Origin of the sequence: Aquitalea sp. USM4 (genome assembly GCF_004328945.1) — a bacterium.
Classification (GTDB): domain Bacteria; phylum Pseudomonadota; class Gammaproteobacteria; order Burkholderiales; family Chromobacteriaceae; genus Aquitalea; species Aquitalea pelogenes.
The window spans coordinates 1212645-1227060 of the sequence record NZ_CP029539.1; the positions used below are offsets into that span (position 1 = coordinate 1212645).

The 14416-nt window shown below is 61.0% G+C and carries 11 protein-coding genes; 6 read left to right on the forward strand and 5 right to left on the reverse strand.

Going from position 1 to position 14416, the window contains the following annotated elements:
- Positions 1–7: 7 nt before the first annotated feature.
- From DKK66_RS05810 to DKK66_RS05825, 4 genes are all read left to right on the forward strand, one after another.
- On the forward strand, positions 8–2311 hold the full coding sequence (locus tag DKK66_RS05810) for an LPS-assembly protein LptD (RefSeq protein ID WP_131356196.1): 2304 nt from the start codon (positions 8–10) through the stop codon (positions 2309–2311).
- A 2-nt stretch (positions 2312–2313) separates the two neighbouring features.
- The gene (locus DKK66_RS05815) at positions 2314–3603 is read left to right on the forward strand and encodes a peptidylprolyl isomerase (RefSeq protein WP_242673574.1); all 1290 of its coding nucleotides are present in this window, start codon (positions 2314–2316) and stop codon (positions 3601–3603) included.
- 3 nt (positions 3604–3606) lie between these two features.
- Complete coding sequence (gene pdxA / locus DKK66_RS05820) at positions 3607–4596, forward strand: 4-hydroxythreonine-4-phosphate dehydrogenase PdxA (protein WP_131356203.1); 990 nt, start codon at positions 3607–3609, stop codon at positions 4594–4596.
- Between the two features lie 218 nt (positions 4597–4814).
- Positions 4815–8657, forward strand: coding sequence for a DUF3683 domain-containing protein (locus tag DKK66_RS05825; RefSeq protein WP_062788347.1), 3843 nt, complete (start codon positions 4815–4817; stop codon positions 8655–8657).
- Positions 8658–8709: 52 nt separating this feature from the next.
- Here the strand turns inward: DKK66_RS05825 and DKK66_RS05830 are convergent, their stop codons facing one another.
- The 3 genes from DKK66_RS05830 to DKK66_RS05840 all read right to left on the reverse strand — a co-directional run bounded on the left by DKK66_RS05830 (position 8710) and on the right by DKK66_RS05840 (position 11392).
- Complete coding sequence (locus DKK66_RS05830; RefSeq protein WP_131356206.1) at positions 8710–9462, reverse strand: glutathione S-transferase family protein; 753 nt, start codon at positions 9460–9462, stop codon at positions 8710–8712.
- Positions 9463–9654: 192 nt separating this feature from the next.
- A complete protein-coding gene (locus DKK66_RS05835) occupies positions 9655–9948 on the reverse strand; it encodes a hypothetical protein (protein ID WP_045846384.1) in 294 nt (97 codons plus the stop codon).
- Between the two features lie 136 nt (positions 9949–10084).
- Positions 10085–11392 (reverse strand): hemolysin family protein, encoded by a 1308-nt coding sequence (locus DKK66_RS05840; RefSeq protein WP_207389854.1) that lies wholly within the window; start codon positions 11390–11392, stop codon positions 10085–10087.
- Positions 11393–11561: 169 nt separating this feature from the next.
- Between DKK66_RS05840 and DKK66_RS05845 the strand changes: the two genes are divergently transcribed.
- Both DKK66_RS05845 and DKK66_RS05850 read left to right on the forward strand, forming a co-directional pair.
- Positions 11562–11972, forward strand: coding sequence for an HIT family protein (locus tag DKK66_RS05845; protein ID WP_131356209.1), 411 nt, complete (start codon positions 11562–11564; stop codon positions 11970–11972).
- Between the two features lie 190 nt (positions 11973–12162).
- The gene (locus DKK66_RS05850) at positions 12163–12999 is read left to right on the forward strand and encodes a sulfurtransferase (RefSeq protein WP_062788356.1); all 837 of its coding nucleotides are present in this window, start codon (positions 12163–12165) and stop codon (positions 12997–12999) included.
- A 74-nt stretch (positions 13000–13073) separates the two neighbouring features.
- On the opposite strand, the gene DKK66_RS05855 is transcribed toward DKK66_RS05850, so the two are convergent.
- Both DKK66_RS05855 and DKK66_RS05860 read right to left on the reverse strand, forming a co-directional pair.
- Positions 13074–13697 carry an alpha/beta hydrolase gene (locus tag DKK66_RS05855; protein ID WP_242673575.1) on the reverse strand — a complete coding sequence of 208 codons (624 nt, stop codon included), beginning with the start codon at positions 13695–13697 and terminating at the stop codon, positions 13074–13076.
- Positions 13698–13835: 138 nt separating this feature from the next.
- Positions 13836–14288, reverse strand: a complete 453-nt coding sequence (locus DKK66_RS05860) for a hypothetical protein (protein WP_062788358.1) — start codon at positions 14286–14288, stop codon at positions 13836–13838.
- Positions 14289–14416 lie beyond the last annotated feature (128 nt).

The following is a 14416-nucleotide window of genomic DNA, read 5'->3' on the forward strand; positions in this document are numbered from 1 at the left end:
TTTGTGCATGCTCAAACTGCAGCCCACGAAAATGACGCTGGCTCTGGCAGCCGCTTTCTCGGTTTCTGCCGCCCAGGCCGCAGACAATGCGCCGGAAGCGCTTAATACCACGCCCACCACCCAGGGGCAGACGCATGTCACTGCCGACCACATGGACGGGCAGATGCAGGACAAGCTGAAAGCCAGTGGCGATGTGGTGGTGATTCGCGACAACCAGACCCTGGAAGCGGACTGGCTGGACTACTACCAGCAACAAAACCGGGTGAAGGCGGGCAACCACTTCCGTCTGACGCGTGACAAGGACGTTGTCACCGGCACCACGCTTGACTACTGGATGGACGAACATACCGGTTCGGCCCAGCAGCCTTCCTTCCAGATGGGCAGCCCGGATACCAATAACAAGCCCGGCGGTGCCAAGCGCAGTCTGGCACAATCCGGCATTGCCTTCCGTGGCGATGGCAGTGAAGCCCAGTTCACCGGGCCGGACCAGTACCGCCTGATCAACAGCCGGGTCAACTCCTGCGTGGTGGGGGATGACTCGTGGTATCTGAAGTCCTCCACGCTGGACCTGAACTACGCCACCAATATCGGTGTTGCCCGCAATGCCCGACTGGAATTTCAGGGCGTCCCCATCCTGTATACACCCTGGATCGACTTCCCGCTGGACGGTAGCCGCAAATCGGGCCTGCTCACGCCCACCTTCCGCTCCGGCACCACCGGTTTTGACATTGCGCTGCCCTACTACTGGAACATCGCGCCCAATTTCGATGCCACCTTCACCCCGCACATCAACCTCAAGCGGGGCACCATGCTGGCCGGTGAGTTCCGTTACCTGGAGCCGGACTACGAGGGCAGCATTTATACCGAGCAGCTGCGCAACGACAAGCTGACCCACACCAATCGCTACGCCTGGTACGCCACCCACAAGCAAAACCTGCTGCCGGGGCTGACCTTTGGCTACGACTACAACTACGTCTCCGACACGAAATACTTCGACGATTTTGGTGACCGCACCCTGCAGGCCATCAATGTCAACCTGCTGCGCCAGGCCTGGACCAAGTACAACACCAACTGGCAGGGCGGCAATCTGGAAGCCATGCTGCGCGTGCAGCGCTACCAGACGCTGGAAGACCCGCTGATTCCGGCCGACCAGCCCTATGCCCGCCTACCGCAGCTGACCCTGGTGGCCAACCAGCAGCTGCCATCCGGTTTCAGCTTCAATCTGCAAGGCGACCTGACACGTTTTTCGCACCCCACCTTGCAGACCGGTGACCGCTTTGTCGCCTATCCCAGTGTCACCTGGAATCTGCTGGACAAGAGCTGGGGCTTCTTCCGCCCCAAGTTCGGCGTCAATTACACCAAGTACGACCTGAATCCGCTGAGCAACAATACGACACCGGGCAGCACCATTACCCGCACCTTGCCGATTTTCAGCACCGATTCCGGCCTGCACTTCGAGCGCGACACCAGCTTCAATGGCAGCAATTATGTGGAAACGCTGGAACCGCGTTTGTTCTACGTTTACATCCCGGCGAAGGACCAAAGCAAAATTCCGAACTTTGACAGCTCGGAAAACGACTTCAACTTCGCCCAGCTGTTCTCGGAAAACCGCTTTTCCAGCTGGGACCGCATCAATGCCGCCAACCAGCTGACCGCAGCGCTGACCAGCCGCCTGATCAGTGCTGAAACCGGTATCGAACGGCTGCGCCTGATGCTGGGTCAGCGCTATTACTTCCGCAACGAAGACACCTCGCTGTACGGCAACCAGATCACCCTGCAGAACAACAGCAAGGGCCTGCTGGGTAGCCTGGGCGGCGATCTTGACCAGGCCTGGCGTCTGGACAGTACCTATGAGTACAACCAGGATCTGGCCAAAACCCAGCGCTACAATCTGCAAGTGCGCTACAACCCGGCTCCGGGCAAAACCGTCAGCCTGCGCTACCGCTATGGCCGTTACGACCAAATTGGTGATACAACCCAATACGGCCCGCTACGCATGGTCGACCTGGGTGTGCAATGGCCTATCGTGCGTCAATGGTATGCCGTGGGCCGCGAGAGCTATTCCCTGATCGACAGCAAGCCACTTGAGCATCTGCTCGGGGTAGAGTACAACGACGGCTGCTGGACGGCGCGTGTGGTGGTGAAGCGTACCAACACCCTGGCAACCACCATTTCTTCCGCCTCCAAGAGCACCGGTATTTTCTTCCAGCTGGAATTGCGTGGTCTGGGCAGTCTGGGCAGCAGCCCGACATCCGACCTTAAGCTGGCCATCCCGGGCTACTCCAACATTTCCGATATCCGATCCAATTGACCATGAAAAAAACCCTGCTTGCTCTGTTGATTGCAACATTCGTCCAGACGACCCACGCAGCACCGGCCAACCCGGTCAATGAAATGGATCGCATCGTGGCGGTGGTCAACAAGACCGTCATCACCAATCTGGACCTGCAAAACCGTATTGATGCCGTCATCCAGCAACTGAAAGGACAGAATGTCACCCCGCCGTCGCGTGACGTTCTGGCGCATCAGGTGCTGGAGCAGATGATTACCGAGCAGACACAGCTGGAATACGCCAACAGCAACGGCATCCGCGTGGATGACCATGACCTGGACCTGGCCATTGCCGACCTCGCCAAGCAGAACAAGCTGGACGTAAAAGGCCTGCAAGCGCAGCTGGCCAAGGAAGGCGTGCCGTTTGCCCGCTTCCGTGAGGAAATCCGCCGCGAAATCATTCTGGCCCGTCTGAAAAACAATGAAATCGGCTCGCGCATCAATGTGACTGACAGCGAAGTGGATCAGGTACTGAAAAGTGCCCAGAGTGCCAATCGCAACGAATACCACCTGGCCACCATTCTGGTCAGCACCCCGGAGCGTGCCGACGCCAAGCAGCTGGACAACCTGGCAGCCAAGGCCAGCAAGGCACTGGCCGAGCTGAATGACAAGCAGCCGTTTGCCAAGGTGGCAGCCACTTACTCCGATGCACCGAACGGCATCAAGGGTGGCGATCTGGGCTGGCGTCCGGCTGCCACCTTGCCGCAGGAATTCGTATCGCTGCTGGACAGCCTCAACCCGGGCCAGCACACCGGCGTCATTCGCACGCCGCAAGGCTTCATGATTTTCCAGCTGATCGAGAAGCGTGGCGGCAACCAGCCGCTGGTGGTCGAGCAATACCACACCTCGCATATCCTGATCCGCACCAATGAAGCGGTTTCCGATACCGACGCCAAGAACCGCATCCTGCAAATCCGCGACCGTATTCTGCGCGGTGCCAAGTTTGCCGAAATGGCCAAGCTGTATTCCGAAGATGGCAGCAATGTCAAAGGCGGCGATCTGGGCTGGGTGAACAAGGGCGACATGGTGCCGGAATTCGAAAAAGCCATGCTGGCCCTGCCGGTGGGCACGGTGTCCGAGCCAGTACGCAGCCCGTTTGGCTGGCACCTGATCCTGGTGGATGCCAAGCGCAACCAGGATGTCTCCGCCGATCGCGAACGTCAGACCATCAAGCAGCAGCTGCGCCTGCGCAAGCTGGACCAGGCTTATCTGGACTGGGTGCGTCAGCTGCGTGATTCCGCCTTTGTCGAACAGCGCCTGGATGACAAGTAAGCCATGACTGCGGCACGCCCCCTGCTGGCTGTCACCGCCGGAGAACCGGCCGGCATCGGCCCGGATCTGGTACTCACCTTGGGCCGCCTCACGGTAAATGCCCGGCTGGTGGTGATTGCCGACCTGCAGCTGCTGCAACAGCGCGCACTGCAGCTGGGCCTGCATCAGCTGTCATTCCAGCCTTACCAGTCCGGCCAGCCGGCCCCCGCGGCCGGTACGCTGGAAGTGCTGCATGTGCCGCTGGCCGCACCGGTTACCCCTGGCGTGCTGGATAAGCGCAATGGCCGTTATGTGCTGGATACGCTGGATGCAGCCATTGCCGGCTGTCTGTCCGGTGAGTTTGCCGGCATGGTAACTGCGCCCGTACACAAGGGCGTGATCAACGATGCGGGCGTGGCATTCAGTGGCCATACCGAATATCTGGCAGAACACACCGCCACCCCGCGCGTGGTGATGATGCTGGCCGGGGCCGGCATGCGGGTGGCGCTGGTCACCACCCATCTGCCGCTGCGTGCCGTGGCCGACGCCATCACCAAGCCGGAGCTGGAAGCCGTCATCCGCATCCTGCATGGCGATTTGCAGCACAAGTTCGGGCTGCAGAATCCGCGCATTCTGGTGGCGGGCCTCAACCCGCATGCCGGAGAATCCGGCCACATGGGACGTGAGGAAATCGACGTCATCGAACCGGTATTGCAAGACTTGCGCGCCGAAGGCATGCAGCTGATCGGCCCGCTACCGGCTGACACCCTGTTCAACCCGGACAAGCTGGCCACGGCCGATGCGGTACTGGCCATGTACCACGACCAGGGCCTGCCGGTACTCAAGCACGCCAGCTTCGGGGCCGGCATCAACATCACGCTGGGTCTGCCCATCATCCGCACCTCGGTGGACCACGGCACGGCACTGGACCTGGCCGGCAGCGGCCGGGCCGATCCGGGCAGCCTGTATGAAGCCGTGCGTCTGGCTGCACAGCTGGCTGTCACACAGCAGTGAAACTGCCGCCAAAACACCACAGCCCCTGCTAATAACAGGGGCTTTTCCTTTTGTGGCAATACCTTAAGGCAGACGGGCCTGTTTTGTCGGACAACATCCAGAACAGGTCGGTATCTTTATATCAAAATGTAAAAATGACGTGAACGGCATTTTTCGCAACGCAGCAATTGGGCTAAACTAGCCGCTAATGTATTCAAACAATTACAGCAGCACGGACCATGACCACCAGCACCCATCAGCGTCTCCGCGAGATCCCCTATAACTACACATCGTATTCGGACCGGGAAATCTTCATCCGGCTTCTGGGCGCACCCATGTGGGCGCTGCTGGAAGAGTTGCGCAGCGAGCGCAAGACCGGCCGTTCTGCCCGCATGTTGTTTGAAGTGCTGGGGGATATCTGGGTAGTGGACCGTAACCCCTACCTGGTAGACGATCTGCTGGACAACCCCAAGCGCCTGTCCGCGCTGGTGGAAGCCATGCACCACCGCCTGCAGGAAGTGGAAAAGCGCCGCGAAGGCAATGACAAGGTGGGCCAGCTGATTGCTGCCGCCCGCCAGGCGGTGAATGCTTTCGAGCAGCAATTTGCCGAAACCCGCGAACTGCGTCAGGCCATCCTGAAAAAGCTCAGCCGACACACCCGCCGCGACAACATCCTGTTTGATGGCCTGGCGCGTGTCTCGCACGTGACCGACGCCACCGACTGGCGCGTGGAATACCCATTCGTGGTGCTGTCACCGGATACCGAAGAAGAAATCGCGCCGCTGGTGCGGGCGCTGATCGAACTGGAACTGACCATCATCCCGCGTGGCGGTGGTACCGGCTACACCGGCGGTGCAGTGCCGCTGGACCGCCGCAGCGCCGTCATCAACACCGAAAAGCTGGTGCAGCACAACGGCGTGGAATACATCGCCCTGCCCGGCCTGGATGGCCAGCGCGCCACCATCCAGTGTGGTGCCGGTGTGGTCACCGCCCGCGTGGCCGAGGCAGCCAGTGCTGCCGGGCTGGTATTTGCCGTGGACCCCACCTCCGCCGAAGCCTCCTGTATTGGCGGCAACGTCGCCATGAATGCCGGCGGCAAGAAAGCCCTGCTGTGGGGGACTGCGCTGGACAATCTGGCCAGCTGGAAAATGGTGGACCCCAACGGTAACTGGATGTTTATCGAACGGGTCGGCCACAACTACGGCAAGATCCACGACGTGGACGTGGCCAGCTTCCGCATCACCCGCTACAAGGAAGACGACAAGACCGTCCTGTCCACCGAGCAGCTGGACATCCCTGGCCCCACCTTCCGCAAGGTCGGCCTGGGCAAGGACGTGACCGACAAATTCCTGGCCGGCCTGCCTGGCGTACAGAAGGAAGGTACCGACGGCATCATCACCAGCGCGCGCTTCGTACTGCACCGCATGCCGGCGCACACCCGCACCGTGTGTCTGGAATTCTTCGGCACCGTGGCCCAGGCCACCCCGGCCATCGTGGAAATCACCGACTACTTCAAGCAAGGCGGTGCCGGTCATGCTGCCGGTGTGCAACTGGCCGGTCTGGAACACCTGGACTGGCGCTACGTGCGTGCCGTGGGCTATGCCACCAAGGCCAAGAGCAAGGGGCGCCCGAAAATGGTGCTGATCGCCGACATTGTCTGCGACGATGAGAACGCGGTAGCCGAAGCCGCCAGCCAGGTGGTGCGCTTTGCCAATGCCCGTACCGGCGAAGGCTTTATCGCCGTCACCGCGGAAGCACGCAAGAAGTTCTGGCTGGACCGCTCGCGCACTGCCGCCATCTCGCGCCATACCAATGCCTTCAAGATCAACGAAGACGTGGTGATTCCGCTGCCGCGCCTGGGTGATTACTCCGACGGTATCGAACGCATCAATATCGAATTGTCCGTCGCCAACAAGCTGCGCCTGCTGGATACGCTGAGCGAATACTTCCAGGGCAACCTGCCGGTGGACACCGAAGGCGGCGCCGTTTCGGCCGACGAAATCATCGGCGAGCGTCGCAGCTCCGCACTGGAGCTGATTGCCACCCTGCGTCAGCGCTGGCAGTGGTTGCTGGACAATCTGGATGCCCCGTTTGCCCAGTACCGCAGCCTGTGGCCGGATGCGCCACTGGTGGATGCCAATGCCAGTCCGTCCAGCGTGTTCATCGCCATGCGTGACTTCCAGCTGCGCGTCAGCTGGAAGGACGAGTTGCTGAACGATCTGGAAAACCTGTTCTCCGGCAAGGCCGATGCGCCGATCCTGGACGCCGTGCACGCACTGCACCAGAAAGTGCTGCGCGGCCGCGTGTTCGTGGCGCTGCACATGCATGCCGGTGACGGCAATGTGCATACCAACCTGCCGGTCAACTCCGACGACTACGACATGCTGCAAACCGCGCACAAGGCGGTGGCCCGCATCATGGAACTGGCACGCAGCCTGAACGGCGTGATTTCCGGCGAACACGGCATCGGCATCACCAAGCTGGAATTCCTCACCGAAGAGGAAATCGCCCCCTTCCGCGCCTACAAGCAACGCGTGGACCCCAACGGTCATTTCAACCGCGGCAAGCTGTTGCCGGGTGCCGACCTCACCATGGCCTACACCCCGTCGTTCTCGCTGCTGGGGGCGGAATCGCTGATTCTGGAACAATCCGACATTGGTGCCATTTCCAACAGCGTCAAGGACTGCCTGCGTTGCGGCAAGTGCAAACCGGTGTGTTCCACCCACGTACCGCGCGCCAACCTGCTGTACAGCCCGCGCAACAAGATTCTGGGCGTCGGCCTGCTGACCGAGGCCTTCCTGTACGAAGAACAGACCCGCCGTGGCGTCAGCCTGAAGCACTTTGACGAGCTGTCCGACGTGGCGGATCACTGCACGGTATGCCACCGCTGCGTGAAACCCTGCCCGGTGAAGATCGACTTCGGCGATGTGTCGGTCGCCATGCGCAACTTCCTGCGCAAGACCGGCAACAAGCGCTTCAATCCCGGCACCGCGCTGGGCATGGCCTTCCTCACCGTCAAGGACCCGTCCACCATCAAGGCCATCCGTGGCGGCCTGGTCGGCTTTGCCTACAAGGCACAGCGCCTGGGTTACAGCGTGGGCAAGAAGCTGCACCTGACCGGCGGACAAACCAAGCAGCCGCCGTCCACCGTCGGCAAGGCACCGGTGAAGGAACAAATCATTCACTTCATCAACAAGCCGATGCCGGGCGGCCTGCCGAAGAAAACCGCCCGTGCGCTGCTGGATGTGGAGGATGCCAATGTGGTGCCGGTCATCCGCAACCCGCAGGTGGCGGAAGATGCCGAAGCGGTGTTCTACTTCCCCGGCTGCGGCTCGGAACGCCTGTTCAGCCAGGTGGGCCTCGCCACCCAGGCCATGTTGTGGCATGTCGGCACCCAGACCGTGCTGCCGCCAGGCTATCTGTGCTGTGGTTACCCGCAAACGTCGGCAGGCTACGCCGACAAAGGCGAAGCCATCACCACGGAAAACCGCGTGCTATTCCACCGTCTGGCCAACACGCTGAACTACCTGGACATCAAGACCGTGGTGGTGAGCTGTGGTACCTGCTACGACCAGCTGGCGAAATACCGCTTCGAGGACATTTTCCCGGGCTGCCGCATCATCGACATCCATGAATACCTGATGGAGAAGGGCCTGAAGCTGGACGGGATTGGCGGTCAGAAGTATATGTACCACGACCCCTGCCACACCCCGATGAAGGCCTATCAACCGCTGGACGTGGCCAACAAGCTGTTGGGCGGTGGCGTGACGCTGAACGACCGTTGCTGCGGCGAATCCGGCACCTTTGCCGCCAGTCGTCCGGACATTGCCACCCAGGTGCGCTCGCGCAAGGAAGAGGAAATCAACAAGGATCTGGCCAAGATCGGTGCTACCGAACAGCCGGTGAAGATTCTCACTTCCTGCCCGTCCTGCCTGCAGGGCCTGTCGCGCTACAGCCCGGATACCGGCACCGAAGCCGACTACATCGTAGTGGAAATGGCCAAGCACATCCTGGGCAAGAACTGGATGAAGGACTACGTGGAAAAAGCTCGCAACGGTGGTATCGAACGCGTGCTGCTATAAGCCATCACCCTGGTACTACCCTACAAACCGCAGGCTCCGGCCTGCGGTTTTTTCATGGCTGAATGCAAGATACGGGGCGATGCAGGCGGTAGGTGCGCTGCAGCCAGCCATACAGCGGACGCTGCGTGAAGCCCTGCCGCCATTGCCTGATCACCTCGGGCAGGCAGGCCTGCATGGCCGTCTCATCCCCACTCCACGGCAGCATCGGCCACAGCAGGGAAGCGGCGGTCAGATCGGCTCGGCTGAAGGCATCCCCCACCAGATAATCCCGCCCTTGCAAGGCAGCTTCCAGCGTATCCAGTGCCCGCTCCAGCTGTGGCAAGGCGGCAGCAGCGCTCTGCGGGTTGATCCACATCTTGTAAAACATGGCGTGGCGGATCAGGCCGAACAGCGCCTGAAACACCAGTCCCTGGCCACGCGACGCGCCCCGTAGCAAAAAAGCCATCGCGTACTGACGCTGACGCAACACGTGGGAATAGAACCACAAGCGCAAGGGCACGCCGATTTCATCGCCCAGCCATTGCTCCCATTGCCGCGCCTGCCGGGCCAGGTTCCCGTCTGTCGGTGTCAGGCTCTGCTGTGGCCAGCGCTGATCCAGATAGTCGATGATGGCGGACGAATCCTGCACGATATACGGCCCGTCGCGCAAAATGGGCAGCGAACTGGCACTGGCCATGCGCCGGCTCCAGGCCAGATGCAAGGCGGGTAACAGGTTGACCGCGCGGTAGGGCTGCTGCTTGAGGTCCAGCGCCCAGCAGGCTTTTTCGCAAAAATGGGAAAAGGGGAATTGGTAGAGTGTCAGCATCAGCCCATCCGGCCCGTATTGGCAGAGCCAGCATGATGCCACGCAATGACATGAGCATTGTCGGTATATGCTGGGATATTGCGCCAGATCAGACCGGTAACTCCGGACTAGCCAAAAGCAAAAGGAGGCTTGCGCCTCCTCTTGCTTGAGCACTACATACTGCGAGTGAGCTGCCGCTGTGCGGCTTATGGCTTATTGGTTCAGCTTGCGCGGGGCATGCTGGTGATGCTTCACCGCATGGCGGTGGTGATGCTTGTGCACATGCTTTTTGGCAGCTTGTGCCTTTTGTGCGGCAGGTGCCGAAGCGGCCTTGCGGGCCTTCTTCACCTGATGATGTTTTTTCTTGCCATGGTGTGCCTTGGCATGGGCCTTGGCCGGCGCAGCGACAGCAGGCTTGGCAGCCGGAGCAGAGGCATCGGCAGCAAAACCGGCAGCGGAAGCCAGACCAAACACGGCGGCAAGGGCAAGGGCGGCGATCTTTTTCATGGTCATTCTCCCGTAAGGCGACTTTGTTGGGTTCCGGGGGCAGCGTGTTTGCTGTCTCCATGAACTGCATCTTAGGGAGGGGAAAGCTGCGCGTCTGTGAGACTCTTGTAAGCCCGTGTAAGCGTTCGTAACCGCCTCAGCCCCCAGCCGGAGCGGGTGCCTGCACACGGGTGACCAGCAGCTGGTCGATACGGTAATTGTCGATGTCCACCACTTCAAACTTGTAGCCGGCGTACTCGACATGGTCGGTGCGCTTGGGAATCTTGCGCAGCATGTACATCATGAAACCGGCAATGGTTTCGTAGTTCTCGTCATCCGGGAAGCCATCGATATCCAGCGCGCGCAGCACATCTTCCACCGGCGAGGCGCCATCCACCAGCCAGCTGTCGGCATCACGCTGCACAATCTGGTCTTCCTGGCTTTGCGACACCAGGTCGCCCATCACCGTGCTCATCACGTCGTTCAGCGTGATGATGCCCACCACCAGCGCGTACTCGTTCATCACCACGGCAAAGTCCTCGCGCGAGGCCTTGAAGCGCTCCAGCAGCTCGGACAGGGTCAGGCTGTCCGGGATGATCAGCACATTGCGGATGGTCAGCTCACGCTTGATCGACACGCTTTGCTGGTTCACCAGCCGGGTCAGGATGTCTTTGGAATCCACATAGCCAACGACAGCATCCACCACGCCGTCACACACCAGATACTTGGCATGCGGGCTTTCGGCAATCTTGCGCTTGATGCTGGCTTCTTCTTCCTGCAGGGTGAAATACACCACGCTTTCGCGCGCGGTCATCGACGACGGCACGGTGCGGCTTTCCAGCTCGAACACGTTTTCGATCAGGTGATGTTCCTGCTCCTGCAGCACGCCAGCCTCGGCCCCGGCTTCCATCATCGCCACGATATCGTCCGGCGTCAGGTCGTCCGGCCGCGCGGTGGGCAGGCCAAACAGGCGGAACAAGGCATTGGCCAGGCTGTTGAACAGCCACACCAAGGGCATGAACAGCCGCACACAGGCCTGCATCGGCCGTACCACGCGCACCGCAATCTGCTCCGGTGCCGACATGCCCAAGCGCTTGGGCATCAGGTCGGCAAACAGTACGAACAGCGCCGTGACAGTGACGAAAGACAGCAGAAAGCTGACCCGTTCCACCCAGTCGGCGGAAAACACCAGATGCAGTGCCTGGGCAAAATAGGGGGTAAAGGCCGCCTCGCCCATGATACCCGCCATGATGGCCACGGCATTCAGGCCGATCTGCACCACGGTAAAGAACAAGCCCGGCTGCGCCTGCAAGGCCAGCACGCGTTCGGCACGCACGTCGCCCTCTTCGGCCATTTGCCGCAGTTTGATCTTGCGTGCCGCCGCCAGCGAGATTTCCGATACGGAAAAGAAGGCACTGATCAAAATCAGTACGGCAATCACCATCAGGTTCTGAACCAGATTCACACAGTATTTCCAGGGGGTTAGCGACGGGATGTCTTGTACAGGATAGCCATTCCGCATGACAGGACTGAACACGCGGACAGTGGAATCAGTATAACAGACGAAAAAAAACCGCAAGGCCGTGGCACGGTAGAATGAGCGACATCCTTCAACAGAATAAGGCGATCCGCTCATGACTTGTCCGCTTTGCACCCTGCCTGCCGGCGAATTGCTGTACGAAGATGCCCGTCTGTGGGTCTTGCTGGTAGAAGAAGCCGGCTATCCCGGCTTTTGCCGCGTCATCTGGAAACAGCATGTACGCGAAATGAGTGACCTGCCTCCGGCCGACAGCGCCCATGTGCTTGACTGGGTACTGCGCACCGAAAAGGCCATCCGCCACGTCATGCAGCCAGACAAGATCAATCTGGCCAGCCTGGGCAATGTGGTACCGCACCTGCACTGGCATGTGATTCCGCGCTTTGCCGATGATGCCCATTTCCCCAGCCCGATCTGGGCCAGCCCGCAGCGCGAAGGAGCCGACCACAGCCAGCCGCAACTAGCCGGACTGCTGCGCACTGCCCTCTTGCAGCAAGCGGCCAGCTGAGCGCGCCATCCCCGGCAACTTGCCCGCGGCCATGGCTTCTGTGTAGGCTAGAGCGATCATGCTGGTGGCAAATGCTGCCAGCGATGACGCGGAACCGCTTTCAAGCCGGCCCCTGGGCCGGCTCGTAAGCGGCTCCTCCCAAGACAGGCAGGCCGATACGACCAGCCCATCACGCCCACAGGAGTAGCCGATGTACACCACCCTCATCAGCCCGGCCCAGTTACAGACACTGGACCCGGAACACACCGTCATCCTCGACTGCCGCTTCCAGCTGACCGACCCGGAATACGGCTCGCATGCTTACGAAGCCGGCCATATTCCCGGTGCCCTTTACCTCAACCTGGATTACCACCTGTCCGGCGTGAAAACCGGCAGCAATGGCCGTCACCCGCTGCCGGACGGCCAGCGTCTGGCAGTAGACCTGGGTGCCGCCGGCATTACCGCCGATGTACAAGTAGTGTGCTATGACGACGCCGGAGGCATGTACGCCGCCCGCGCCTGGATGCTGCTGCGCTGGCTGGGCCATGCTGCGGTAGCGGTACTGGATGGCGGCATCCAGGCCTGGCAACAGGCCGGTGCCACGCTGGAAACCGACAAGAAGCGCCATATGCCGCGCCGCTTCCCGGTGAAGGCCAGCCTGATCGAAACCGTCGATGCCGATCAGGTACTGGCCAATCTGGAAGAACAGGATTTTGTCGTGGTGGATGCCCGCAGTCCGGAGCGCTTCCGTGGCGAAGGCGAAACCATGGATCCGGTCGGCGGCCATATCCCCGGCGCACGCAACCGCTTCTTCCAGCACAATCTGGATGGCAATGGCCGCTTCAAGGACCCGGCGACCCTGCGCAGCGAATGGGAGGCCGTACTGGCTGGCATCAGCCCGGAAGAAATCGTGCATCAGTGCGGTTCCGGCGTCACCGCCTGCCACAACCTGTTGGCGATGGAACATGCCGGGCTGACCGGCAGCCGCTTGTATCCGGGCTCATGGAGCGAATGGTGCAGCGATCCGGAGCGCCCGGTCGCCCGCTAAGTTAACCAAGTTACCACCATGAAACAACCGCCGTCTTCGCTATCCGGGACGGCGGTTTTTCGTCACAGGCCAGTTCAGGCCAGGATGAAACGTTGCAACAACTGCTGGCCAGCCGCCCAGCTACCCAGCCCGGCATGACTGCCCATGTGACCGGCCTTGCCGGCATCCAGCAAACGTACCCCCCAGCCTGAGGCCATGGACTCGGCAGTGGCGAAATCACAAAACAGATCATCCCGACTGGCCACCATCACCGCCGGAACCGGCAATGCGCCAGCGTCAGGTTGTTCGAAACCGGTAAAAGCCGGCATGGCCGCAGCAGCCGGCAGTTCGCCACTGGCGCGCGCCCTTGCCTCGGTAATCGGCAGTGCCGGTGGTGCCACCAGCAGCACGCCCTTGATGCGCCGCTGGGTGACCAAATCCACCGACCGCAGCCAGGCCACCGTGGTATGACAGCCCAGACTGTGCGCTGCCAGCACGATACGGCCGGGCGTGTCCCGCACCAGCTGATCCAGCGCCGCCACCCATGCTTCGCGCTCCGGGTACAGCCAGTCCTGCTGCTGCACGCGCCGCGCCAGCGGGTAGGTCAGCTCCCACAGGGTTTGCCAGTGCTTATCACCGGAATTACCCCACCCAGGCACGGTAATCAGCACCACATCATCATCGTCCAGCATCATCACCCTTGCTTGTTGCCGGTGCATCAGGCGTACTCATGCTGCACCGTGGTTGCGCCCTGTCTGCCAGGACGGGTTAGTCATTCTGAGCACAGGCTAGAACGCTTTGCCACAGAATGCAAAACCGCCGGCATGACCGGCGGTGTGCAAGGGAAAACGACAAGCTCAGTGGCGGCCCGGTCCACCCTGATCCGGCCAGGGCTCGCCCGGACGTCCGTCCCGAGGTCCATGCCCGCGGTGGTCATCGCCCTCATGCCAACCATTGTCATGGTGACCATGCGGGTGCTCGCGCAGATAGCGCGGCGCATATTCCTGGCGATACCACTGATCCTGCACGAAATACACCCGGCGATCGCAGGCATGGTAACGGCTGCAATAGCGATCCCAGTGCCGGGCATGGCCCGGTGGCACCCGCAGGTAGATGGGTGGCTGTGCCACCACCACCGGGCTGACAATCACCGGTTGCGGGTACAACAAGGCCGGTGGCGGATAATCACCAATATCCAGCTGGCCGTAGAAGCCCGGCTCTCCGATATTGACCGAAATACCGACATTGGCCGCCAGCGCCGGAGTGGCGGCGGTCAATGCCAGCAAGCAAAACAGCAGACGATGTTTCATGGCGCGTCCTGAGATAAGTGTTGTTCACGCTCACCTGCGGCAGGCCAAAGGCAGCGCAGGCGATCTGCCCCGATGCCTTCATCCTAGTCCCGGCAAGCTGCCACCGGTGAAAACAATCATTGCGATGT